Origin of the sequence: Xenorhabdus beddingii (assembly GCF_002127545.1) — a bacterium.
Classification (GTDB): domain Bacteria; phylum Pseudomonadota; class Gammaproteobacteria; order Enterobacterales; family Enterobacteriaceae; genus Xenorhabdus; species Xenorhabdus beddingii.
This window is the reverse complement of the sequence record NZ_MUBK01000004.1, coordinates 1-24,720: the sequence shown is the minus strand read 5'-3', so window position 1 is coordinate 24,720 and position 24,720 is coordinate 1. Positions and strand designations below refer to the sequence as shown.

The window sequence follows — 24,720 nt, the reverse complement described above, 5'->3', positions numbered from 1 at the left end:
ATAGCTAAGTTATATCGGCAGCGTACCGACAAACGTTATACCCGTTGGCAAAATATTCTTCTGCGACACCCCGATAGGCAAAATGTTATGTCGGCAATAATTGTTTATGTTGGCAATAGCTGTTGAAACTGGGTACAGGCCACATCGTACTCACTGCGTTCATCAATACTTTGTTGCAGGAACTGAGCCATGTGGGGATAAAGCTCAATGGCTTTGTCCAGTAAGGGATCACTGCCCGCCGCATAGGCACCCACGTTGATCAAATCCCGGTTGCGCTGGTAGCTGGAAAGCAACTGTTTGAAAAGTTGCACTCGTCGATAATGGGTATTGTCAATCAGTGCGGTCATGGCACGGCTGATGGAAGCCTCGATATCAATGGCAGGATAGTGTCCCGATTCTGCCAGTGAGCGCGACAGCACGATATGGCCATCGAGAATGGCGCGAGCCGCATCCGCAATCGGGTCTTGTTGGTCATCACCTTCTGTCAGTACGGTATAAAATGCGGTAATTGAACCGCCATCACTGACACCATTGCCGGCTCTTTCCACCAGCGCGGGTAATTTGGCAAACACAGAAGGCGGATATCCCTTGGTTGCCGGAGGCTCGCCGATAGCCAGTGCAATTTCACGCTGCGCCATGCTGTAACGGGTCAGGGAGTCCATAATCAGGAGAACATGTTTACCGCGATCACGAAAATCTTCGGCGATGCGGGTCGCATAAGAGGCGCCCTGCATTCGCAGTAGGGGTGACACATCGGCGGGAGCGGCAACCACCACTGAGCGGGACAGCCCCTCCACCCCCAAAATATTTTCAATAAAATCTTTGACTTCCCGGCCACGTTCGCCAATCAAACCCACGACAATGACATCAGCTTGGGTATACCGTGCCATCATGCCGAGCAGCACACTCTTACCAACCCCTGAACCGGCAAAAAGTCCCATGCGTTGCCCACGGCCGACGGTCAGCAGGGCGTTAATGGCCCGAACGCCTACATCCAGCACATTGCTGATCGGGGTTCGTTGTAGGGGATTGAAGGGGGTCGTTGTCAGGGAGGCCCGATAGCCGGTATCGGGGGTTGGCAAGCCATCAAGGGGGCGACCGGCACCATCCAGAACCCGGCCAAGTAATTCCGGACCCAGAGGCAGGCGGCGTCCGCCACCGAGATCTTCACCATAAGAGCGGGCATAGACGCGGGCGCCCGGTACAATGCCTTCCAGCTCTTCCAGTGGCATCAATAATAATTTGTCACCGTTGAAGCCGACCACTTCACTTTCGACTTCTTCAATGATGTTGCCATTCTGACGCTCGATCAGGCAGGTGGCACCGAGGGGCATGTGTAAGCCAGTGGCTTCCAGCACCAAACCCGTCGCCCGGGTCAGGCGCCCGTAACGGCGTACTTTCGGGGTTTTTTCCAGACGCTTTTCCAATGAATCCAATGTTGCCAGCCAGCGTCCCAGTCTTGCCGTCATCACAATTCTCCCGGTGCTGCCAGACGGCACATTTCGTGCCAGCGGGTGGCTAAACTGGCGTCCATATCCCCCTCATCTGCACTGACTTTACAACCGCCCGGATGCAGTTTGTTATCTGCAATTAAGCGCCAGCCATGCAGGGCCAAAATTTCCCCCAGTTGTTGCTCAACCAGAGGAACGTCTTGTGGATGAACACGTAATTGCGGTTTTCCGCTGAACATAGGTTCTTGCTGGATAAATTCACGGATCTGATTCAGAAGGGCAGTACCGTCACAAACCGCCGGTTGCCCCAAAATATGATGAGCAGCCGTCAGTGAAAGTTGCATCAAGCGTGAAGCAATCACCGTATCCAGCCCATCAAGGGAATGGCTGAAATCCGTCAGCAATGCTTTCCATTGGTCGATAACCCCTTGCTGTTGTTGTCTGGATTCCTGCAAGCCTTGCTCCAGTCCGGCCTGCCGGCCTTCCTGGATACCTTGTTCATAACCTTGAGCCTGACCTTCTGCAAAACCCTGCGCCAAACCTGCCTGACGCGCCTGCTCTTTCAGCTCGTCCAGCATTCTTGCCTGTTCCAGTCGCCGATCCTGTTCGCTGGGATCTTGTTCGCTGGATTGTTGTACTGCCTCTATCGGTTCCAGTTTCGCCCGCAGGGTTTCCCACAGATTCAATTCTCCTGGCTGCCACGGCTGCCAGCTCCCATTATTCGGCTTATCAGACATAAGTATCGTCACCCCCATTCAGGAGCATTTCGCCGCTTTCTGCCAACCGACGAACCACCAGCAGGATGGATTTCTGTTCTGCCTCCACTTGAGACATACGAACCGGGCCACGGTTTGCCAAATCATCACGCATGATTTCAGCCGCCCGTTGCGACATATTGTTGAGGAAGTGATCGCGCAATGCCTGATCGCAACCTTTCAATGCCACCAGCAGGGAATCGGTCGGAACCTCCTGCAACAGGCGCTGGATACTGCGATCGTCCACGCCGATAAGGTTTTCGAACAGGAACATTTCATCAATGATTTTTTGTGCCAGCTCATTATCGTAGGTACGAACGGCATCAATGACGCCTTCTTCCTGTTGACTTTTCATCAGGTTGATGATTTCTGCCGCAGTACGCACCCCACCCATCTTGCTGCGTTTCAGGTTCTGACCGTCCAGCAGGTTATTCAATACTTCTGTCAACTCCGCCAGTGCGGACGGCTGTACACCCCCAAAGGTGGCGATGCGCAGCATCACGTCATTGCGCAGGCGATCATCAAACAGGGCCAGGATATCGGCTGCCTGACCACGGTTTAGGTGAACCAGGATCGTGGCGATGATTTGCGGATGTTCGTCGCGGATCACATCGGCCGCCATCTGCGGCTCCATAAAGTTGAGCGTTTCGATGCCGGTGGTGGTATCGCGGGACTCAAGGATATCCTCAAGCAGACTGGACGCCCGCTCTTCACCCAAGGCTTTGATCAGCACACTGCGCAGATAATCGTTGGCGTTAATGCTGAGGGCCGTATACTGCCCCGCATCTTCTTCAAACTCCGCCAGGACTTCAACCAGTTGTTGATTGGAAACTTGTCGCATTCCCGCCATCACAATACTCAGTTGTTGTACTTCCCTGGAATTCAGGTGCTTGAACACCTCGGCCGCCTGATCTTCTCCCAGGGTCATTAACATGACGGCACTTTTTTCTGTTCCGCTCAGGCTCATTGTTCGTTACTCATCCATTGACGGATCACCAGCGCGACGACGCGAGGATCTTTTTCTGCAAGTTCACGGATGCGCTGGCTTTGCAGCTCTGCATTGACCCGCTGGCGAGTCATCTGACGGCGCATTTTTTCATCCATTTCAGCATGGGTTTCGGGTGGCTTTTTCTGTTGGCTTTTCTGCGTTTCCCGTGCGGCTTTTTCCGCCGCCCGTTTTTTGGCGATTTGCGGCACAACCATCTTACGCCACAGCAGCCATGCAACCAGCACCAACAGTAACCAACGGCCAACGTCCAATAGTTTTTCCAGCAGGACAGGATGCTGCCAGAATGGCAGGGTTTCTATCACTTCGGATGTCTCATTGAACTGGGTATTGACCACGTTCAGACTATCGCCCCGGTCAGCAGAGAAGCCCATTGCCTCACGGGTCAGTGCTTCGATCTGTGATAACTGTTCGGCTGTCAGCGCCTTGGCCTCAGGGCCATTCTCTCCCTGAACAGTGGCATAGTTGACGACGACAGCCACTGAAAGACGTTCCACCGCACCCGCTTGCAATTGAATATGGCGAATGGTGCGATCCACCTCATAGTTGGTGGTTTCGTCATGGCGGTTGTTACGATTGTTACTGACCATGCGCTCATAGCTGTTATTTTTGTTATTGCTGTTGCGGTTCTGATCCGGTTTTTCGTCACTGTTGCCTTTGGCGTTCGGCTTTTCAATCGGGGCATTTGGCGCGGCGTTTGGCTGATTCGACAATGCACCCGGTACACCACCCAGCAACGGCCCGCCACTTTGCTCGCTGGCGCTGGTTTGTTTGGAGCGAATGGCCGCCTGATTCGGTGGCTGGTTAGGTTTATACTCTTCCGCCGTTTCTTCACGCTGGGAGAAATCAATCTGTGCCGTGACCTGAGCATGAACATTGCCACGACCTACCACGGGGGCCAGAATCGTCTCAATGCGGTGCTGGAAACGACTTTCCACTTCCTGGGTATACTTCAACTGAGTGGTGTTCAAATCACGACCCGTGGCATCGGCTTGTGTCAACAGGCGTCCTGATTGATCCACAATCGTCACTTTGCCTGCCGGTAAACCGGCAACACTGCTGGAAATCATATGCACGATGGCATTGATTTGCCCTTCATCCAGAACACGACCTTGCAGCAATCCGACGGTAACGGAAGCTGAGGGTGATTTTTGTTCACGAACGAATAGCGAAGGTTTCGGCAGGGCCAAATGGACGCGCGCGCTCTGGACGGGGCCGAGCGATTCAACCGTGCGAGCCAGCTCACCTTCCAGTGCACGCTGGTAATTAACCTGCTCACTGAACTGGCTGATCCCGAATTTCTCTTTATCCAACAGTTCGAAACCGGCCGCTCCCCCTTTGGGTAGCCCTTGTTGTGCCAGTTTCAGGCGTGTCTCATGCACCTTTTCGGTAGGTATCATGAGCGCCGAGCCATTTTCGGCAAAACGGTAAGGGACATTCATTTGGGTTAATTGCGTAACGATTTCGCCGCCATCCTTATCGCTCAAGTTACTGTAAAGCACCCGATAATCGGGACTGCGCAACCAGAGAAACAGGGCGATGACAATAGCGATGGCAGCCGAGCCAGCAACTAATAACGGAACTTTTGGATCAGCTTTTATCCTGCTGATAATCGCGTTGAAACCTTTATTTTGGTTTTCAACGTCAGTTGTTGCTGCACTCATAGACGATCCTTGCCTTGCTGGTCAACATGAATACTAAAAGCGTGGCGTAACAAAACAGACTCCCCATACGCAAGCGAAAAGATTCTTCCTATTATTAATCCCATCATTATTCGCTGTTCACACCTCTTTTAATGGCACAATAAGCCTTGAATTTTGACTTCAATTACCCGCTTTAGTTTGGAAGGGCTATGTTACGGTGGCAGCGTGGAAAACTGTCAACCAGCCCACGGTTAATATGGCACTTAATCACATAATCAATAGGGTGATTTAACGCGAGGTTTTTATGTCAATTCAGGCAATTGAAGGTGTACTGCAACAAATGCAGACTCAGGCATTACAAGCAGCAAACATTGCCAAACCCATGTCAGTGCAGGGCGGTTTTGCCAGCCAACTGACTGCCGCAGTAGAAAAAATAAATCAAAACCGTTTAGGCGCGGAGAAGCAGGCAAAAGATTTTACGCTGGGCGTTCCGGCTGTGGAGCTAAATGATGTGATGGTCAATATGCAAAAAGCGAGTATTTCACTGCAAATGGGCATTCAGGTGAGAAATAAGCTGGTCAGTGCCTATCACGAGATCATGAATATGCAGGTTTAAGCCTATCAAATTAGATAACCACCTTTGGGTGGTTATCTATTCCGTGGCCGCACAATCATTCAAATCGCCATTGACTGAAGAAAACCCTATCTTAGAAATAAGCGCTATCGCAATGGTAGCGATAGCGCTTATCTTATTTTTTAACATCACTCATCCTGTTAGTTAAACATCATGTGTGCTGATAATATCAATACCTTATTCATAATCGAGATACACTGAAATTCCTGAATATTCCTTACTCCCCGCTTCACGGGAAGTAAGGATGTGTCCTGCCATTTTGAAATATCATCTCATTGCTTAAAAAACTCGCCATCATTGTTTGTTGGTTAATTTTTTGTTAAAAAAAGAGGTGATCTATCTTGATTGTTTTCAAATTATAAATAAAATAAAGTGCCAAATTAGATTAACCAAAAAAATGATGGTGACGAGTAGACACCACCTAAATGAAAACAAATGAATGACACCATTAATCAGCGTTATTATTAAATGAGAATCACTGATACCGCTGTTATATTTATTTTTGTTCCGTTGTCGTCAACTCCATTTCATAGTTGCTGACAGGAAACTGCCCATAAGTATCATGTAAGAGTTGTTTACAGCTTTCCTGTTTAATCAGGTCGCTGAGTTCATTCAATCTTTTTTGCAACAATCTCCTCGTTTCTTTTTCATTATTCAAGACAGTTTGCAAAATTTGGGTCAATTGCTGCTGTAATGAAAAGGGGGCATCTGAATTTTCTGATATTAACGTTACCACTTCGACGGCCTTCAGATAAGTGATTTCCATATCAACAAGTGCATCCCATTTTTCATTTCTGGCTAAATCAATCATTTGCTCACTTAAACTAAGGATCTGCTGGTAAGCTGACAAAAGATCCATATCATTTTTCATTAAACAATATCCTGACTGGCGTTGTAATGAGGACCTATTTGCCGCCAAGAATCTGAAATCTCGGTAAGTAAATCAATCACTTCGCTAATAGCCTTCTCATCATTGCGTAAATTGGCATGGAGTAAACGGCGACTCATATAATCATATAAATCAAACAGATTAAGCGCGATTTCGCCGCCTTTCTCGAAATCTAATCCTTCTTTAAGACCATTATCAATGATATTGATCGCCTTTGAAATAGCTAAACCTTTTTCCGGAATATTACCTTGTTGCATCAGAATGATTGAACGACGTAGGGCGCTGAGCGCCCCATTGAACAATATCTGAATCAACTGGTAAGGAGAGGCATTCATAATTTCACTCTCAAGGTCTACTTGAGCGTATAACTGGCTTGCCGAACGTTGATACATAATGTCCTTTAATTATCTTAAAAGCTGAAATAGGGATGTATTTGCGTTATTCAGAGAGTTACTCAGTTTATCCAGTTGGGCAAATTGACGCTTATAGCGTTCCACCTTGGCGTCAGTGTCTTTCTTTGTCTGCTCCACTTGTTTTTCAACGGCTTTCAGACTCTTGTTAAGACCTTCCGTTACTGTGGCGAGAGTCCCTTCGTGACTATCCAATGTTTTCTTCAATAAATTATAAGTCTGGGTCGCGAAACCGGTTTTTTCACCATCGCCCATAAAGAAAGCCTTAACGTTAGCCGGTTTTTCTTTCAGGTTCTTTTCCAGTTTTTCATTATTGATTTCCAGTGTGCCATCCAGTTTCTGCTTAATCCCCAGTTTATTCAGCGTGGCGATATCAGCTACATTCTGGGCGGCAAATAATTGCTGTCTTAATTGATTCTGAATACCCTTTAAGGTTCCGTCACCGAGCAGGGCACCATTATCTTTTGACGCCGCTTCACCTTTCCCGACCGATTTAAATTTGGTCAGTGAATCGAATGTGCTCTGTGATTCATTATAAGCATCCACCCACTTTTTGATTGCCTCTTTCATGGGTTCGATATCACGGGAAACGACCAAAGTTTCTGATTTCAGTGCGTGGGGTGCACTTTCTTCTTTTTCTGAAACCTTTTTCAGATTCAGGATAACGCCTTCCGGTGCATCTTTTATCTCATTGGTCTGACGAACAATCTTGAGGCCATTGACGGTTAATTCCGCATTGGCCGCCTGCACGGATTGTGTCATTTTACCCGTGCCGCCGCCTTTGTCGTCAGACGTAAAGTTCAGCAAATCACCGAGCTTATCATCACCTTCAACCTTAATGGTCATCACGGACTGGGTGCCCGCTTTTTTTGCCGTCAGGACCAGATAGTTTCTATCATCTTCCGCTTTGATAATGCTGGCATTGACGTTGCCTTCTTGTTTATTGATGGCATCACGGATTTCAACTAGAGACGTTTCATCATCTTTCAGTGAAATGCGCATTGGCTTATTTTCATCTGATTTACCCGGTTCACCCGGTTGTGTGATGATAATGGTGCGGGTTTTCCCTCCACCCAATGGCTCACCTTGCGGGGATTTTATATCGGCGACGACCGGGGATTGCAGGGACTGCGCCTTTGCAAGCTGCTGAACTTCAATCACATAATTACCCGGACTGGCTTTGGAATCCGTACTTGGGGTAAATGTTTTATGATCTTCACTGACTTTTGTGGTGTTAAGTTTATCGAATTTTTTCAGTTCTTCAGAAGCACTCTTGAGTTTTTCCAAACTGCCTTTAAGTGAACCAAAACCGGTCAGCTTTGCTTTATAACTGGTTTGCTGTTGTTGTAATGGTTCTAAGCGCTTATTTTCTGTTGCCTGAAGTTTTTCCAGTATAGAACCCATCCCGGATCCGGCCCCTAATGAGGAAATGCTAGCCATGTTGACTCCTTTATAAGTAAAGCATCACTGGACTTGTTATCGGATTCATTTGCGAAAAGTTTACTGAAAAAATGTTTTTTTTGATGGCGGGAATAATTGATAAGAACAGGCGCTGTTTGGCTTATCGGGAAAAAACACGAAAAAAATAAAAAAGTTTTTGCAAGAAATATTAAAGGTTCTTTTTGAAACGCCGATAAAACTGTTGGCGGTGATGCACACCGTGGGCAAATAAGCCCAGACTAATTACATCGACTTGATTTTAAAAGGAACTCTACTATGGCACTTGGCATCAATACTAACTTTTCTTCACTGGTGGCTCAGAACAACATGACCCGTTCTCAGGGCGTTTTGGGTTCTGCTATTGAGCGTCTGTCCTCTGGTTTACGCATTAACAGCGCGAAGGATGACGCTGCGGGTCAAGCGATCGCCAACCGTTTTTCCGCTAACATTAAGGGTCTGAATCAGGCTTCCCGTAACGCCAATGACGGTATCTCCATTGCTCAGACCACCGAAGGTGCTCTGAACGAAATCAATAACAACCTGCAACGCGTTCGTGAACTGGCTGTTCAGTCACAAAATGGCAGCAACTCTAAGAGCGATTTAGCATCTATCCAGAAAGAAATAGACCAGCGTCTGGAAGAAATCGACCGTATCTCTAAAGAAACTCAGTTCAATGGCACCAAGGTGCTGAGCAAAAATGACACAATGAAAATTCAGGTTGGTGCAAACGATGGTGAAATCATCAATGTAGAACTGAAAAAAATTGATAAAGGAACATTGGGTCTGGATAAGTTTAGTGTGGCTCCTGCCCAGAAAAAAGGGGATGAACTTAACGGTACAAAAGTAGATATCCCAGGTGGTGACAAAGGCGTAGATATTGATGCCAAAATTAAAGCTGCCGCAGGTGTAGCAAAATTAACTGGCGCGAAATTACATAAAGTTAATGATGACAAGGGCCCAGTTGAAGGTCAATATGTAATAGAAGCTACAGATGGTACTGGTGCTGGTGCTGTAACTAAACTCTTCAACGCAACAGTGGCTAAAGATGGCACGGTAACGATTGGTAGCGAAACTAAAGAATCTGAACAATCTAAAGATCCTCTGAAAACCCTCGACACGGCTCTGTCACAAGTTGACGATCTGCGCAGTTCTCTGGGTGCAGTTCAAAACCGCCTGGAATCCACGGTTAACAACCTGAACAACACCGTGACCAACCTGAGTGCGGCAAGAAGCCGTATCGAAGACGCTGACTACGCAACGGAAGTGACTAACATGGGCCGTGGCCAGATCCTGCAACAGGCAGGCAACGCGGTACTGGCGCAGGCCAACCAGATCCCACAAGCCGTTCTGTCTCTGCTGCGTTAATTATTATTTTCCGGTTGAGCTGTTATGCAGGGTAACCTGCATAAACAACGTTGATAAAATAAGGATCGGTTCGCCGATCCTTATTTTTTTGGTTATCGTTTTTATCAAGACGGTCAGGGACAGCCTGAAACGGGCAATGCATTCGGGCGGACAACCAAAAATTTGGCAAAAAATTTCGCATAGGTGAAAAAGAAGCGCTTTTACTTCATTGTTCAAACGATTGTACCGGTTAGGGGACTGGATAATGGTATCCAGTCTCTTATCCAAAGGTGTCTGTTGTTGTGAGCGATTTGTATACCGCCGAAGGCGTGATGGACAAAAATAGCCTCTGGAAGCGCTATGTACCCCTGGTTCGCCATGAGGCCTTGAGGCTGCAGGTAAGATTGCCTGCCAGCGTAGAACTCGATGACTTGCTTCAGGCCGGTGGCATAGGCTTGCTGAATGCGGTGGAGCGTTTTGATTCCTTGCAGGGAACGGCGTTTACCACCTATGCGGTGCAGCGCATCAGAGGTGCAATGTTGGATGAGCTGAGGAGCCGTGATTGGGCTCCGCGTAGTGTGCGGCGTAGTGCACGTGAAGTCACGCAGACCATCCGTAAACTTGAGCAGGAGTTAGGCCGTCCAGCCAGTGAGCAGGAAGTTGCTAAAGAATTAAAGATTAATCTGATAGAATATCGGCAAATACTGTTAGACACGAATAACAGTCAACTGTTTTCTTATGACGAATGGCGCGAAATTCATGGCGAAAGTTGTGAGCCAGTGATTGAGGAAGAGCATGAGACAAATCCTCTCCAACAAATACTGGAAGGTGACCTTCGTCAGCGGGTAATTGGCATCATTGAGTCATTGCCTGAACGGGAAAAGATGGTTCTTACGTTGTACTATCAGGAAGAACTCAATCTTAAAGAGATCGGCGCAGTGCTTAATGTGGGGGAATCCCGCGTAAGTCAGCTTCACAGCCAGGCGATAAAAAGGCTGAGGGCGCGTTTGAATCCAGAGAAGTAACTTTTTGCTTATTTGTTTTTTTGTTAAGACTATACACAGGGCTTTATCTCTTATGTCTGTTACAACACAAAAGAAACGGCCTCTTAGCCGTTATATCAAGGACTATAAACATAGTCAGACTCATTGTTTGCACTGCCATAAATCACTTGACCGTATTTCTCTTGTTTTTAACGGTCAGGTCATCAATAAAGAAGCGATTTCTGAGATGACTGAATTGGTTGATGACAGAACCTGGAATGAGTTACAGGGTAAATTTGTCGCGTTGTGCCGCTTTTGTAGTGAAATTTATTGCAATAGCCAGACTGATTATTTCGACATTATGTCATTTAAACAGTATTTGTTTGAACAAACGGAGATGAGCCATAGTACGGTGCGTGAGTATGTGGTTCGTTTAAGGCGTTTGGATGAATTACTGACTTCAAGTAATTATTCGGCTAATGAATTTACGCCAGAAAAAATTCAGGAACAACTCAGCGAAAAATTGTCTCAATCTGCTTTCAGCAATTACAATATTGCGCTGCGTAAATATGAACAGTATCTGAGCTGGCAACAAAACGATCATTGATTAATTACGCCGATATATAACGCGAGTTGGTTAGAACGATTTCAGAGGGGAAGGCGATTATTGCGCTTTCCCCTCTCTATTTCCATGTTATTTCTATTGGTATATATTATTACTGCTATATATTTAACGGATTATATTTTTACAATAAAACGGATGTTAATTAAATCCTGTTAATCAATTCACTTTAACCGATATCATGACTCCATATATTATGAATCAACGTATTATTAATTAACCTACTATTAATTAACCTACTATTAATTAACCTACTATTTAATCAACTGACCATTAACCGATAGTCATCAAACTGGCATTACCGCCTGCCGCTGCGGTATTGACACTTAATGAACGTTCGTGCAGCAAGCGTTCCAATAGCAAATGAGTTTCACCCCGGGCAAAGCCCTGTACGGAGATGATTGGCCCTTTACGCTGTGCAATTACGCTGCAAACATGACGTAATTGATCACAATCGCCGTGATAAATCACCGCTTCCATCTCTGTCTCTTCATTTTGCCAGTCGTTGACCCAATGGATATGCTGACGAACGTCATCCGGTAATTGACGTTGCAATGCCTGATGCAATTCGTCTTTCTCCCAGACGGCCTGACAACCGACAGAAAGTACCGCCGCCAATTGTACCAGCGCATCCTGTTCGTTATCCGCCAGACACAGAACATGACCGCGTGGCAACAGCGTATAGGTATTGCGCTCCCCGGTTGGCCCCGGCAGTAAGCGTATCGTTCCACTTTGCGCCAGTAAACTGTATTCCTGAATCACTTGACCCAAGGCATCGTTATTCTGTGTGGTTGCCCAATCAGCCAGTTTGTAGAGAGGGGCTTGCAAAATGACACGCGCTCTGGCATCAGGTTCGTGCTCTGTATCCTGACGCCCCAGTGTTTGACTGGCTGCATTAACCGGGCGTTGTGACAGCAAGCGATACAAATACAGCGGCCCGCCGGCTTTCGGCCCTGTGCCTGACAAGCCTTCGCCACCAAAGGGTTGTACGCCGACGACCGCACCCACCATATTGCGGTTGACATATAAGTTACCGACTTTCGCTTTTCCGGTGACCTGAGCGATGGTTTCATCAATACGAGTATGAACCCCTAAGGTCAAGCCATAACCGGAGGCATTGATTTGATCCAGCAATTTATCCAACTCATTGCGCTTGAAACGGACAACATGCAGCACCGGGCCGAAAATTTCTTTTTTCAGCTCATCAAAACTTTCCAGCTCGATCAACGTGGGCTTAACGAAAGTCCCTTGTGTCCATTCCTGACAGTCCGTGGCATTTTCATGCGCGGCCTGATAAATCGTCCGGCCTTTAGTGCGCATGGTTTGGATATGGCGCTCGATGCCTGCTTTCGCGTCTGCATCAATCACCGGGCCGATATCTGTTGATAAGCGCTCAGGATTACCCATGCGGCACTCAGCCATTGCCCCTTTCAGCATCGCAATCGTTCTTTCGGCAGCATCTTCCTGCACACACAGGATGCGCAGGGCAGAGCAACGCTGACCCGCACTGTCAAAGGCGGAAGCAATCACATCGGTGACGACCTGTTCGGTCAATGCGGAAGAATCCACGATCATGGCATTCAGGCCACCGGTTTCTGCGATCAACGGTGTTGGACGACCCTGTGCATCGAGACGACCAGCAATATTGCGCTGCAACAGGCTGGCGACTTCGATAGAACCGGTAAACATCACACCGCGTACTCGTTCATCACCGACCAGCAATGCGCCTACGGTTTCCCCTTGTCCGGGCAGTAATTGCAATACATCACGGGGAATGCCCGCTTGATGCAGTATTTTCACGGCGACAGCGGCAATCAACGGCGTTTGTTCTGCAGGTTTTGCCAAGACACTATTACCTGTTGCCAATGCAGCGGCAACTTGACCGGTGAAAATGGCCAGGGGGAAGTTCCACGGGCTGATACAAACCACAGGCCCTAGCGGACGATGGGTATCATTGGCGAAATCCTGACGGACTTGATCAGCATAATAATAGAGAAAATCGACCGCCTCGCGTACTTCGGAAATCGCATTATTGAACGTCTTACCGGCTTCGCGGACTAAAATACCGAGCAAGGATTGCAGGTTATTTTCCATCAATTCGGCTGCCCGCACCAAAATAGCCGCACGCTCTGAAGGGGGAGTGGCAAACCAAATTGCACCGGCATCAGTGGCCATATCCAGTGCATGGCCGACTTCCTGCGCAGTGGTTTCACGAACATAACCCACGATATCTGAAGGTCTGGCCGGATTGTTGACCGGTTTAACCGCAGGCAATGCTTCCGTATGCGGGCAATCACCCCCCAACAGGGGTTCGCCGCTCCACGTTTCCATTGACGAATTCAGTAAGGCACTGGAAAGGGAAGCCAAACGATGTTCATTGGCGAGATCCAGCCCCGAGGAGTTGACCCGGCTTTTACCGTATAAATCGCGTGGCAGGGGGATTTTCGGATGCGGCAGACCGATTTGCCCTTCAACCTGCGCTAATTCCTGTACGCTTTTCACCGGATCAGCGACCAGTTCATCAATCGGCAGAGCCGTATCGGCAATACGATTAACGAATGACGTATTGGCTCCATTTTCCAGCAGCCGGCGCACCAGATAAGCCAACAGTGTTTCATGCGTTCCCACGGGGGCATAAATGCGACATGGGCGATTGAGCTTGCCATCAGCGACTTTGCCGACAACCTGCTCATAAAGGGGTTCGCCCATGCCATGCAGGCATTGGAACTCATATTGCCCCGGATAATAATTTTGCCCGGCCAGATGATAAATGGCAGATAACGTATGGGCGTTGTGGGTAGCAAATTGTGGATAGATTAAATTCGGGACCGAAAGCAGCTTACGGGCACAGGCGAGGTAAGAGACGTCCGTATAAACCTTGCGGGTATAGACCGGATAGCCTTCCAGTCCATCGATTTGGGCGCGTTTGATTTCGCTATCCCAATAAGCCCCTTTCACCAGACGGATCATCAATCGGTGACGACTGCGCTGTGCCAAATCAATAATGCTATCAATGACGAAAGGACAACGTTTCTGATAAGCCTGGATCACAAAACCAATACCGTTCCAACCTTCCAGTTTCGGTTCGAAACACAGTTTTTCCAGCAAATCGAGGGAAATTTCCAGACGATCAGCTTCTTCTGCATCGATATTAATCCCAATATCATACTGGCGAGCCTGTAACGTCAGGGCGAGCAGCCGTGGATAAAGTTCATCCATCACACGCTCATACTGGGCACGACTATAACGTGGATGCAGGGCTGAAAGTTTGATGGAAATTCCCGGCCCTTCATAAATGCCCCGACCGTTGGAGCCTTTGCCAATGGCGTGGATCGCCTGTTGGTAGGAAACCATGTAGGCTTGGGCATCTTCTTCGGTCAGCGCGGCTTCACCGAGCATGTCATAAGAATAACGGAAGCCTCTCTCTTCCAGCTTACGGGCATTGGCAAGGGCTTGGGCAATGGTTTCTCCCGTAACAAATTGTTCGCCCATCAGACGCATCGCCATATCCACGCCTTTGCGTACCAATGGCTCACCACTTTTACTGATAATGCGGTTCAGGGAGTTGGATAACTTGGTTTCATTGTGGGTCGATACCAGCTTACCGGTGAACAACAATCCCCATGTCGCAGCATTGACAAACATGGAGGGGCTTTGGCCTAAATGAGAGTGCCAATTGCCATTGCTGATTTTATCGCGGATCAAGGCATCGCGGGTGGCTTTATCGGGAATGCGCAGCAGGGCTTCGGCAAGGCACATCAGCGCGACGCCTTCCTGTGAAGAAAGTGAAAACTCTTGCAATAATCCCTGCACCAGCCCGGCACGACCAACCCCTTGTTTTTGCTGACGCAGTTTTTCTGCGATGGAATAAGCCAGCTTGTGCGTTGCCTTGGATTGCTCTTCTGATAACTGAGCAAGTTGCAGCAGCATGGGAACTGCCTGTGTTTCGGGGGGGCGGTAGGCAGCAGTAATCGCGGAACGTTTCACCGATTGGGGTAAAATATGCTCGGCAAAATCCAGAAATGGTTGATAAGGCGCCTCAATCTGTGATTCTACTTCGGAAATCTTTTCTTCTTTGTTATCCTGACCCGCTGATATTTCTGGGATCTTTTCCTCATTTTCCAGACGTTCAAGATAATTAAAAATGGCTTGCTTAATTAGCCAGTGTGGTGTGCGTTCAATTTGTTGCGCAGCGGCTTTAATTCGATTGCGCGTTGCTTCATCGAGTTTCACGCCCATAGTGGTACTACCCATTTTCACTCCTTAATAGGTAAGACTAAACCAAGTTGCATAACAATATCTTCCATGTTGCAACTTTGTGCAACTTCGTTAAGAACGGATATTCTAATTTTGTGAAATTCATCTTGTTTTTATTATCCTTCCGGTGAATGTTATGATTGTTATTTAATTATATGATTGATATATATGGTTTTTATTTTATTTTCGTAAGTTTATGGTACAACCTGTTTTTTAATCTAAGGTACAACTTTTAGGGTGATAAATGTGATTTGGCAGGCGTTTTTTATAAAAATTTAGTTAACTTGTTGTTAAAAATGCTTTGGCTAAATTAGGATAGAATGTAATTTTAAAATAATTACCAACCTAAATAATACTTATGAAAACTAATGTCATCTTGGAGATGCAACTTATTACAGCCTGATAACAAGGGTGGGGTATCACTTAAAAGTACACGATAAGTACAAGTGACATTACTTACGCAAATAACCTATTTGCAGACACATGATTTATAAAAACACTATGGAGAAGAACCTGCATGACAGTAAATTCACCCATGCTCATTACTTTCATTATCTACATTGCTGGGATGTTGCTGATAGGCTTCATGGCTTATCGTTCCACCAAGAATTTTGATGACTACATATTGGGTGGTCGGAGATTAGGTAGTGTGGTAACCGCATTATCTGCCGGCGCTTCTGATATGAGTGGCTGGTTATTGATGGGATTGCCGGGGGCTATTTTTTTCTCTGGTATTTCAGAAGGTTGGATCGCATTAGGTCTACTGCTGGGCGCATACCTGAATTGGCGCTGGATTGCGGGTAGATTACGTGTACATACCGAAGTCAGTAATAACGCACTGACGCTACCCGATTATTTTACTCATCGCTTTGAAGATAAAAGCAAAATCCTGCGTATTATTTCCGCATTGGTCATCTTGGTTTTCTTTACCATTTACTGCGCATCGGGTGTTGTCGCTGGTGGCTTATTGTTTGAAAACACGTTTGGCATCAGCTATGAAAAAGCGATTTGGTTGGGCGCATTGGCTACCATTGCCTATACCTTCCTCGGCGGTTTTCTTGCTGTTAGCTGGACGGATACGGTGCAGGCAACTTTGATGATTTTCGCTTTGATCCTGGTACCTGTGCTTATCTTGTTCAACGTTGGAGGCGTCGATACCGCCATCAATATTATTGAGGCAAAAAGTCCAGCCTATTTAGATATGTTTAAAAATCTGAATATTATTGCCATTGTTTCTCTGTTGGGTTGGGGGTTAGGTTATTTTGGTCAACCCCACATTCTGGCTCGTTTTATGGCGGCAGATTCTCACCAGACTATTCATAAAGCCCGCCGCATTAGTATGACGTGGATGTTACTGTGCCTTGCGGGTACGGTGGCGGTGGGTTTCTTTGGCATTGCCTATTTTGAAATACATCCGGCGCAGGCAGAGCCAGTATTGCAAAACCGTGAGCGTATTTTTATTGAACTGGGGAGACTCTTATTTAATCCATGGCTTACTGGAATATTACTGTCTGCGGTGCTGGCTGCGGTTATGAGTACGTTGAGCTGCCAGTTGCTGGTGTGTTCTAGTGCGTTGACTGAAGATTTCTATAAGGCATTTATACGCCCCAAAGCCAGCCAGAAAGAACTGGTATGGGTTGGTCGTATGATGGTCTTACTGGTCGCAATCATTGCCATTGTCATCGCAACTAACCCAAACAATAAGGTATTGGCATTGGTCAGTAATGCCTGGGCAGGATTTGGTGCGGCATTCGGCCCTGTGGTTCTGATTTCAGTACTCTGGAAACGTATGACCCGTAACGGTGCATTGGCGGGTATGCTGGTGGGGGCGATCACCGTACTGGTTTGGATGGAATTCCACTGGTTCTCCCTGTATGAAATCATACCGGGCTTTATTTTTGCGACGATCACGATTGTCGTGGTCAGTTTATTAGGAAAAGCACCAAGTCAGGCGATACAACAACGTTTTGTTGAAGCCGAAGCGCATTATAAGACTAAATAAACCCGCAGTGATGAGAAGCCTCTGATTTATTCAGGGGCTTTTTAAATTTATATATCCCGAAGTTTGAAATCCATTGACACCTCGCTTGATCCTTAATGCTTCACATTCTGGCTGGTGCTGGTACGCCAGCCGCTTTTTCTATTTGTTGATAGTGAATTTGTAAGATACGTCGCTAGTAGATCCAATGTTGAGCGCCAACTGAATCAGCGTTTTATTGAATCAATTACTCCATTGGTAAAACAGGCCGTTGAAAAGTCTGTTAGCGCAATGGTAGTTTCTGGCCTTTCAAATAAACATATTCCAATTGATGGTGCCCAGGAAGAAACAGAACCTCAAGAGAACCTGAAAGAACCCGATGAGATAGTCGATCCAGATAACCCAAATATTGTTACTACTAAAAACGAATTGGCTCTATATGAAAAAGCCAAATCAATAGTCGGGGATTCTGTTGATTTGCAGTACAAAGATACGGAATCTTACTTTGGTGTTCTGTATCAAGGAAAATCAAATAGATGGATAATACGGTACTTTGACAAGAAGAATAAGCCTTACATTCAAATACCTATTGAACTCACTGACATATTAGCCAATGAAGTTAATCGAGCGGGATTATCTGCCAATAACTCAAGAATTTTCATCGAAGCTCCAGAAGATATACTGAGGATAACGGGCATTATCCTTGATGCTTTTGAGTTCGTTAAAAATGACGATAACTTTAGGAAAAAAGCACAATAATCTTACCAGCCACCACTCGGTGGCTTTTTCCTTATATTCATCACGCAACCCCTCAAAAAATGCCTAATTGGTCACATTTTTAACTATTAATAAAAACAAGTTCATTTTAAAAATAAGTGGATATGGATTTTATAAGCATTTTTTATCCACAAATACAAGTATGGTTGTTTTTTTGTAAAGTCATGCTTGCATAACGACTCGATATTGATTTTGGTATTGCAGTGATATCACGTTATCGGCAAGTAAAAGGGGGGATACTGTATTCTGTATTGATTGAATATACCCCAGTAATTGCGAAGAGTTTATTAATCAATGCAGTACCATCCAAGCTAAACCCGCCCACTAAAATCCGTGATGAGACACTTATCACCGATGTCCAAAATTACCCGAATGACTATCAATGGGAAAAAGCAAAACGTCTGGGGGTCACGCAGTCCGCTAGCCGCAGTCCATGTATGAATATAGAGCTGCAACCTACAATCGATGTCAGAGTGGTTTTTGTCTTGCAAACGAGACGGGATGCGTTCATATAGTTGTATTATGCATCAAGTCGAGGGCTTCTTTCTGGGCATCTGTCAGATTAATTTCCGTGGGCGCGATCCTGACCGGATCTGATACGAATAAAAAATCAAGTATCTTCAATGACTATGGATATAAGGCTTATTCCGATTTGAGTTTTTTTATTTAAGTGTGTTTATTGCATATTCATCTCGTAACAACGGTAACTTATTCGAGGCATAATCATGAATGGTGACAATGATCGTAAGTTAAATACTATATTCGGTGAAGGAGTTGGTAACGCTATCGTTACCATGAATTCCGATCAAACAACAGCTTCTACCCCACAATCTCTCTTATCAGAAACCCATTCACACCAAAATTTATGGTACACCAGTCCTGCCCTGGATTGGGAATCTGAAGCTCTCCCTATTGGGAATGCTCGATTGGGTGCAATGTTGTTCAGCGATCCACTGAATGAACGCATCCAATTTAATGAGCAAAGTTTATGGGGAGGGATAAATAACTACGACAATGCTCTGTATGGTAAAGGTGATGAGGAACACGATAGAAGCGTAACCGGATTTGGTAGCTATAGAGCATTTGGTGATATTTACCTCAATTTTAACTCACATGCGGTTATAACTGGTGATGCAGATCAAGGAACCAGTCGTTCAACTGAAGGCGTTGAACAGAGTGTGGATGGAAAAAATACGACTAAATGGTGTATTAAAGACCCAGGCAGTTTCGTTTACTGGCAAGCGAAATTGAAAAAACCTACAGTGATAATTGATTATTCTCTTACAAGTGCAAATGACAAACCACAACGCGACCCCCGGAAATGGATTTTGGAAGCATCAAACGATGGTTCAGTCTGGAGCGTTCTGGATAATCGTCACTTCAACTCATCTTTCGAAAAACGTTTTCAGACCAAATCTTTTAGTTTCACAAATAGTGTTGCTTATCTTTTTTACCGTTTACGCTTCGAAATTATGGCAACTACCCGCTATTTTCAGGTCGCAGAGATTGCACTTGGAGGCGTAGATCTGAAAGCTCTTGTTCCACTTTATCTATCTTCACCAAGCAGTCAGGCTGCCGGTAGTGTTACTGAGGGAGAAGGAATAATTAAAACATCAGATCAATCCCTTAATACAAAATGGTGCATAAAACATCCAGGTACCCTAGTTGTATGGCAGGCGAAGCTACCCTATCAGGCAAAAATAACGACATATAGCCTGACAAGTGCTAATGATATGCCAGAGCGTGACCCACAAAAATGGACATTATATGGATCAAATGATGAACTAATCTGGACTTCCTTGGATATACGTAATCTCGAGTCTCCCTTCGAAAAGCGCTTTCTCACAAAAACCTTTACGTTCCAAAACACTATTGCTTTCAGATACTACAAGATTGAATTCATGCCTATTACAGGCGTTAGCCATTTCCAGGTGGCCGAAATAACCTTAAGTGGCGGAGATTTCTCCTCAAGCTCCTGTACGGCAATTTCTGAATATAAGCGTACACTTGATCTTCACTCGGGGATACACACCACTACTTTTGGTATTGATAATGACCAGATAGTACGAGAGGCCTTTGCCAGCATGCCTGACGATATAATGGCTTTCCGCTACACGGCAAATGAGACAGGAAAATTTTCAGGGAAATTGACGCTACTATCAAGCCAGGGAGCGACGACTTCTGTAGATGCCAACCGTGGTCTTCTTACTTTTAATGGCATAATGGATAACAACCTGAAATATGCATGTGGTATAAAAGTTATTGTGCCAGATGGCCAGTTATCTGTTGTACACAAAACGCTTGTATTTAATCAGTGCAGCAGTCTCCTGATAATTGTCGATGCACGAACGAACTACCAAATGAATTATGTGGCCGACTGGCGTGGCCCCGATCCAGAGCCAGCAATTATGGCCGCATTATCGGCTGCCTCGGCAAAAACTTTTGACTCACTGCGTGCCACTCATATAACAGATTTTAGTGCTATGATTTCAACTGCATCAGTCAACTGGGGAGATACGGATGTAGATATAGCACTCCTGCCTACAAATCTACGGTTAAAACGATATGCAAATGGCGCTGAAGATCCTTCTCTCGAACAAACCATGTTCGATTTTGGTCGTTATTTATCCATTAGCTCATCACGTATGAATGGCTTACCCGCCAATCTGCAAGGCTTATGGAATAAAGACAACCAACCAGAGTGGGGCTGTGACTATCATACCAATATTAACGTACAAATGAATTATTGGGGAGTTGAGAGCACTCACCTTCCAGATTGCCATCAACCCCTACTCAATTTTATCGGACAAGTCGCCGGACCTAGCCGTGTTGCCTCTAAGAATGCTTTGGGTAACAAACGAGGATGGACGGCTCGAACGAGTCAAAGTATTTTCGGTGGTAATACCTGGAAATGGAATACAGTAGCAAGTGCCTGGTATGTCCAACATATCTATGAGCATTTTGCTTTTACACAGGACACCGAATATCTACGCAACACTGCTTACCCACAGCTCAAAGAAATATGTCAGTTCTGGGAAGATCAATTGAAAATGCGGCCTGATGGAACATTAGTTTCACCAAATGGGTGGTCCCCAGAACACGGCCCTCGTGAAGATGGTGTTATGTATGATCAGCAGGTCATTTGGGATTTGTTTCAAAATTATTTAGATGCAGCAGCGGTACTTGGTATTGATCTGGAATATCAAAAAACGGTGGCCAACCTTCAATCAAAGCTGGCGCCAAATAAAATCGGTGCATGGGGTCAACTGCAAGAATGGCAAACCGATCGTGACAGGCCAAGTGATGTTCATCGGCACACATCACATTTGTTTGCCGTTTATCCCGGCAAGCAAATAACGCCATCCGGCACACCAGAATTCGCAGCCGCCGCACTTGTGTCACTTAAGGCTCGTTGCGGGGAACCACCAGGTAGCAATATCGAATTTACCGCAGGTACAGTGACTGGCGATAGCCGCCGTTCATGGACCTGGCCATGGCGCTGTGCACTCTTTGCTCGACTGGGTGACGCAAAGCGGGCACTGGTGATGTTACGGGGTTTGCTGACTTACAACACTCTTCCAAACCTGTTCTGTACTCATCCACCATTTCAGATTGATGGAAATTTTGGTATTACAGGGGCGGTTACAGAAATGTTGTTACAAAGTCATGAAGGAAAGATAGTACTGCTTCCTGCCTGCCCGGATGCATGGAAATTAACAGGAAAATTCACGGGCCTGAGAGCAAGAGGAGGGTACAGAGTCAATTGTGAATGGAAAAATGGTTTCGTGACATCATTTAATATTGTGGCCGATAAAGCATCATCAAAAAAAACCGTTCTTGTTTGTGTTAACGGCGAATGCAAGACTATAACATTAACCTGATTGAAACTGAGTGAGCCTATGGTTTTTAATAATATTTCACGACATTCACAGTAATTTTTCGCAAAGGAAAGTGTGCTGTGATTAAAAAAATAGACGAATTAATAGAATTAGGCTAGTTTAAGTGCGCCATAAATAGCTCTTAAATTGAACATTTCTCTCGTCTTCTTATCGCTTTTGCTGTGGGCAGTTTATCACGAGTGATACAGGGTTCTATTTGATGACTCCACCAAAACAGGGTGCAGATAGAGATCTCAAAGTGGGCACTCGTTTGTTCAAAAGTCAACGTATGCTTGTCCTTATGTGCCAGTATTTTCTTTCAGAAATCTAAACTGTAACTCATCGACTACTCTGCCTTGTCATTGGAATTCAGGCATTATGCCATAATATTTTGATTCTGCTATATGCAGCAGGAACGGAGTGGCAGCATGGGTTATCGATATTCCTTTAGCCACCCAAGGGAATGGGCAAAGAAATATTGCCTTTAGTTTCAGAGTGGTACTAATTGTTCAGTATTATTCGCTTGTTATTGGGGTCGGATGGGTTTATTGGTTAATGCAAAATTACATTTCTGTGGGGGTAATAATTATGTCCAGATTGCATAGAAATTGTTATGACGTGCTAAGAAGAGAAAATAACCTTATTTCTCAATGTATACGTTCGAATGGGTGCATATCACTAGAAATATGTCATCCAAGAGCGTTTGTTATAGAAAAAATTGATACTCGTTTTCCTTTTATTCGTGGATCAGCTGAAATATTACTTATCCAGCTGGGTTTTAAATATTATAACCCTTCTGCGTGTGAATTGCTCCCTCACTCCTTTGACCTAGATATAATGAGCTATGAGCAAAATATAATTACTCCTTTATCCAGCGATAATTTTAATGGTCTAAACTTCGCTTTCCTCGTACGAAACATACAAAATGGTGCCCGTCCATTAATCTCTCAGCCCTCCCATTCTTGGAATCCTGTTTTCTCTAACGAACACGAACAATTATTACAAGATGCATTGGATATTACACGCAATCGATAATTCTCATTTATAGTGTGAAAATCAACACTCACTTACATTGATGCCTAACATATTCCTGCAACCCCAGTATCATTTGCTCTGAGGTTGCAGACAGGTCTATGTCAGAATGTCGTTGGTTGAGCCACCGCACGAACCCAGCACATAATTCCCTTTTGCAAATCAGTGCGGCCTTCGTTTAACCAACGCATATCAATTTGATGATTTCCCGTTTGCGCGTTCGTGGTTACCAGATAATCATAAAGCCGACCCAGTTCTTCCCCTAGCGCCTTAACTTTATTCATACAATCAATTTCGTCTTGGGTTAATTCACGATAGCCGTTGATTTTACGGTGTTGGTTTTCCATTGTTTCACCTATAGAAATTAGAGCCTGCTGACATAGAAATACCGCCCTGAGAGAGGTCGCCACCCAGCGATAGTTCTCAGGCTCTATTTCTATAAGCTCTCAGTTGGATTTTGCGCATGTCAGTGCGCAGATAAAAAGAAGCCCCGCAAAGGCGAGGCTCGGAATTCAAATTAAGCTGTAGGCTTTTTCGAATGTTTCGTCGGGGTAACACGGTCTGATAACCGTTCTTGTGGTAGTTGGACAACAACTTCATCAATGCTCGAATACCATACTCAGGGGATTCAAACCGACAGAACCGCTTCTCAATCTTTGGGTCATGCCTTAACTGACCCTGCCACTTATTCTTCGGGTTGTGATCAATATTGCCGGGGTTGTTATTACGAATGCCTCTGCTCATTCTTTACCTCCCAAACGCTTATTGATGGCGCGGATAGCAAATCCCCGTATCTTCTCAACACCAATAAAACCAATAGCGCCTCTACCCATCGGTTCTTCCGTTCTACACCATCGTAAATCAGGCGTCCGTAACAAATGGCGATCGCCAAAGCGGAGCCGGATATCTGCGGCCACGAGTTTCTCAGGCCGTTCAATAAGTCGGCCCACAAATCAGGATTTTCTTTCATCTTCATAATCCACCCCATCTGAACAATGGGCGTCCGTGGGGTGAGCTAGGGTCGCTCCTGTGAGTTGAGTTAATAGAGTGCCGCTATGGGAATCCCCATATCTAATGAAGCTCAAATAGTTAGGATTCAGTTGTTCGGAATAACCAAATATGTGAAACTCGCATCAAATAACCATCGGTAAATATTATAAGGATTTAATATGTCACAATTAGAAAAATTACCACTCGGAGAAAAAACACCTCTAATATTCATCTTTGGTGGGATATTTTTACTCGCAGTATCAATTTTAAAGTGGATGACATCTGATATTGAAGTGGACTGGCTATATAACTCAGTTGAAAGTTTACTAGCCATTTATCTTGTCACTCTTGGGTTCAGATTACGTAAAAAGTACCGAAGTAATAACGAGTAAGTTTAGACTAACCGGAATTACCGGATATTTGAGCTTGTAGCGATGGTTTGCAGGTTGGAATTAAAATCCATCGAACTCATCGCACCATTCGAATTCATCTTGCATAGGGATGATGAGGTTAGTTTAGATGTGTCACGTGCTGGCTGGAAGCTCAGGGCGTCGAAGTTTCAAACGGGACAAACCATCTGAAACTGAGATACAAGGGGAAGCACAGCGTCATGCCAAGGCATCCCAGCCAT

General features: G+C 45.6%; 19 protein-coding genes and 2 pseudogenes. 10 read left to right on the top strand and 11 right to left on the bottom strand.

Annotated elements, in window-relative coordinates; genetic code table 11:
- Positions 1–104: 104 nt before the first annotated feature.
- Genes fliI through fliF form a run of 4 tightly spaced genes read right to left on the bottom strand, consistent with a single transcriptional unit; the run spans position 105 to position 4,876 of the window.
- A complete protein-coding gene (gene fliI, locus Xbed_RS03620) occupies positions 105–1,469 on the bottom strand; it encodes a flagellar protein export ATPase FliI (RefSeq protein ID WP_086111586.1) in 1,365 nt (454 codons plus the stop codon).
- On the bottom strand, positions 1,469–2,188 hold the full coding sequence (fliH, locus tag Xbed_RS03615) for a flagellar assembly protein FliH (RefSeq protein WP_086111585.1): 720 nt from the start codon (positions 2,186–2,188) through the stop codon (positions 1,469–1,471). Before fliH ends, fliI begins: the two co-directional genes overlap by 1 nt.
- Positions 2,181–3,173, bottom strand: coding sequence for a flagellar motor switch protein FliG (gene fliG / locus Xbed_RS03610; protein WP_086111584.1), 993 nt, complete (start codon positions 3,171–3,173; stop codon positions 2,181–2,183). Before fliG ends, fliH begins: the two co-directional genes overlap by 8 nt.
- Entirely contained in the window at positions 3,170–4,876 is a 1,707-nt protein-coding gene (fliF, locus tag Xbed_RS03605) for a flagellar basal-body MS-ring/collar protein FliF (RefSeq protein ID WP_086111583.1), read from the bottom strand. The genes fliG and fliF overlap by 4 nt, the downstream gene beginning before the upstream one ends.
- Before the next feature lie 283 nt (positions 4,877–5,159).
- Between fliF and fliE the strand changes: the two genes are divergently transcribed.
- The gene (gene fliE, locus Xbed_RS03600) at positions 5,160–5,471 is read left to right on the top strand and encodes a flagellar hook-basal body complex protein FliE (protein ID WP_086111582.1); all 312 of its coding nucleotides are present in this window, start codon (positions 5,160–5,162) and stop codon (positions 5,469–5,471) included.
- 514 nt (positions 5,472–5,985) lie between these two features.
- Here the strand turns inward: fliE and fliT are convergent.
- From fliT to fliD, 3 genes are read right to left on the bottom strand one after another with little or no spacing between them, the layout of a single operon-like run.
- A complete protein-coding gene (fliT, locus tag Xbed_RS03595; RefSeq protein WP_086111581.1) occupies positions 5,986–6,360 on the bottom strand; it encodes a flagella biosynthesis regulatory protein FliT in 375 nt (124 codons plus the stop codon).
- Positions 6,360–6,770 carry a flagellar export chaperone FliS gene (gene fliS / locus Xbed_RS03590; RefSeq protein WP_086111580.1) on the bottom strand — a complete coding sequence of 137 codons (411 nt, stop codon included), beginning with the start codon at positions 6,768–6,770 and terminating at the stop codon, positions 6,360–6,362. Before fliS ends, fliT begins: the two co-directional genes overlap by 1 nt.
- A gap of 12 nt (positions 6,771–6,782) precedes the next feature.
- Complete coding sequence (gene fliD, locus Xbed_RS03585) at positions 6,783–8,228, bottom strand: flagellar filament capping protein FliD (RefSeq protein WP_086111579.1); 1,446 nt, start codon at positions 8,226–8,228, stop codon at positions 6,783–6,785.
- A 276-nt stretch (positions 8,229–8,504) separates the two neighbouring features.
- Between fliD and Xbed_RS03580 the strand changes: the two genes are divergently transcribed.
- From Xbed_RS03580 to fliZ, 3 genes are all read left to right on the top strand, one after another.
- Positions 8,505–9,593 carry a FliC/FljB family flagellin gene (locus Xbed_RS03580; protein ID WP_086111578.1) on the top strand — a complete coding sequence of 363 codons (1,089 nt, stop codon included), beginning with the start codon at positions 8,505–8,507 and terminating at the stop codon, positions 9,591–9,593.
- A 281-nt stretch (positions 9,594–9,874) separates the two neighbouring features.
- Positions 9,875–10,597: an RNA polymerase sigma factor FliA gene (locus Xbed_RS03575; RefSeq protein WP_086111730.1), complete on the top strand. Its 723-nt coding sequence runs from the start codon at positions 9,875–9,877 to the stop codon at positions 10,595–10,597.
- 52 nt (positions 10,598–10,649) lie between these two features.
- Complete coding sequence (fliZ, locus tag Xbed_RS03570) at positions 10,650–11,162, top strand: flagella biosynthesis regulatory protein FliZ (protein WP_086111577.1); 513 nt, start codon at positions 10,650–10,652, stop codon at positions 11,160–11,162.
- 288 nt (positions 11,163–11,450) lie between these two features.
- Here the strand turns inward: fliZ and putA are convergent, their stop codons facing one another.
- A complete protein-coding gene (gene putA / locus Xbed_RS03565) occupies positions 11,451–15,431 on the bottom strand; it encodes a trifunctional transcriptional regulator/proline dehydrogenase/L-glutamate gamma-semialdehyde dehydrogenase (RefSeq protein WP_086111576.1) in 3,981 nt (1,326 codons plus the stop codon).
- 520 nt (positions 15,432–15,951) lie between these two features.
- Between putA and putP the strand changes: the two genes are divergently transcribed.
- From putP to Xbed_RS03535, 4 genes are all read left to right on the top strand, one after another.
- Positions 15,952–17,436 (top strand): sodium/proline symporter PutP, encoded by a 1,485-nt coding sequence (putP, locus tag Xbed_RS03560; RefSeq protein WP_086111575.1) that lies wholly within the window; start codon positions 15,952–15,954, stop codon positions 17,434–17,436.
- A gap of 114 nt (positions 17,437–17,550) precedes the next feature.
- Positions 17,551–18,171: a hypothetical protein gene (locus Xbed_RS03555; protein ID WP_086111574.1), complete on the top strand. Its 621-nt coding sequence runs from the start codon at positions 17,551–17,553 to the stop codon at positions 18,169–18,171.
- 743 nt (positions 18,172–18,914) lie between these two features.
- A complete protein-coding gene (locus Xbed_RS03545) occupies positions 18,915–22,070 on the top strand; it encodes a glycosyl hydrolase family 95 catalytic domain-containing protein (protein WP_244182399.1) in 3,156 nt (1,051 codons plus the stop codon).
- Positions 22,071–22,487: 417 nt separating this feature from the next.
- Positions 22,488–23,102, top strand: a complete 615-nt coding sequence (locus Xbed_RS03535; RefSeq protein WP_086111572.1) for a hypothetical protein — start codon at positions 22,488–22,490, stop codon at positions 23,100–23,102.
- 101 nt (positions 23,103–23,203) lie between these two features.
- Here Xbed_RS03535 and Xbed_RS03530 read toward each other — a convergent pair whose 3' ends face one another.
- From Xbed_RS03530 to Xbed_RS03520, 3 genes and pseudogenes are all read right to left on the bottom strand, one after another.
- A complete protein-coding gene (locus Xbed_RS03530) occupies positions 23,204–23,446 on the bottom strand; it encodes an Acb2/Tad1 domain-containing protein (protein WP_086111571.1) in 243 nt (80 codons plus the stop codon).
- Between the two features lie 76 nt (positions 23,447–23,522).
- Entirely contained in the window at positions 23,523–23,843 is a 321-nt protein-coding gene (locus tag Xbed_RS20105; RefSeq protein ID WP_244182398.1) for a hypothetical protein, read from the bottom strand.
- Positions 23,840–24,075 (bottom strand): annotated as a pseudogene (locus Xbed_RS03520) (phage holin family protein). The gene Xbed_RS20105 and the pseudogene Xbed_RS03520 overlap by 4 nt, the downstream one beginning before the upstream one ends.
- Positions 24,076–24,268: 193 nt before the next feature.
- On the opposite strand from Xbed_RS03520, the gene Xbed_RS03515 reads away from it, so the two are divergent.
- Complete coding sequence (locus Xbed_RS03515) at positions 24,269–24,481, top strand: hypothetical protein (protein ID WP_086111570.1); 213 nt, start codon at positions 24,269–24,271, stop codon at positions 24,479–24,481.
- A 143-nt stretch (positions 24,482–24,624) separates the two neighbouring features.
- Positions 24,625–24,720: pseudogene (locus Xbed_RS03510) on the top strand (mRNA interferase); the annotation flags it as partial.

Bases quoted from the DNA above. Each gene is read 5' to 3' on its own strand.
- fliI (WP_086111586.1), bottom strand. From the start codon at position 1,469: ATGACGGCAAGACTGGGACGCTGGCTGGCAACATTGGATTCATTGGAA.
- fliH (WP_086111585.1), bottom strand. From the start codon at position 2,188: ATGTCTGATAAGCCGAATAATGGGAGCTGGCAGCCGTGGCAGCCAGGA.
- fliG (WP_086111584.1), bottom strand. From the start codon at position 3,173: ATGAGCCTGAGCGGAACAGAAAAAAGTGCCGTCATGTTAATGACCCTG.
- fliF (WP_086111583.1), bottom strand. From the start codon at position 4,876: ATGAGTGCAGCAACAACTGACGTTGAAAACCAAAATAAAGGTTTCAAC.
- fliE (WP_086111582.1), top strand. From the start codon at position 5,160: ATGTCAATTCAGGCAATTGAAGGTGTACTGCAACAAATGCAGACTCAG.
- fliT (WP_086111581.1), bottom strand. From the start codon at position 6,360: ATGAAAAATGATATGGATCTTTTGTCAGCTTACCAGCAGATCCTTAGT.
- fliS (WP_086111580.1), bottom strand. From the start codon at position 6,770: ATGTATCAACGTTCGGCAAGCCAGTTATACGCTCAAGTAGACCTTGAG.
- fliD (WP_086111579.1), bottom strand. From the start codon at position 8,228: ATGGCTAGCATTTCCTCATTAGGGGCCGGATCCGGGATGGGTTCTATA.
- Xbed_RS03580 (WP_086111578.1), top strand. From the start codon at position 8,505: ATGGCACTTGGCATCAATACTAACTTTTCTTCACTGGTGGCTCAGAAC.
- fliZ (WP_086111577.1), top strand. From the start codon at position 10,650: ATGTCTGTTACAACACAAAAGAAACGGCCTCTTAGCCGTTATATCAAG.
- putA (WP_086111576.1), bottom strand. From the start codon at position 15,431: ATGGGTAGTACCACTATGGGCGTGAAACTCGATGAAGCAACGCGCAAT.
- putP (WP_086111575.1), top strand. From the start codon at position 15,952: ATGACAGTAAATTCACCCATGCTCATTACTTTCATTATCTACATTGCT.
- Xbed_RS03545 (WP_244182399.1), top strand. From the start codon at position 18,915: ATGAATGGTGACAATGATCGTAAGTTAAATACTATATTCGGTGAAGGA.
- Xbed_RS03530 (WP_086111571.1), bottom strand. From the start codon at position 23,446: ATGGAAAACCAACACCGTAAAATCAACGGCTATCGTGAATTAACCCAA.
- Xbed_RS20105 (WP_244182398.1), bottom strand. From the start codon at position 23,843: ATGAGCAGAGGCATTCGTAATAACAACCCCGGCAATATTGATCACAAC.
- Xbed_RS03515 (WP_086111570.1), top strand. From the start codon at position 24,269: ATGTCACAATTAGAAAAATTACCACTCGGAGAAAAAACACCTCTAATA.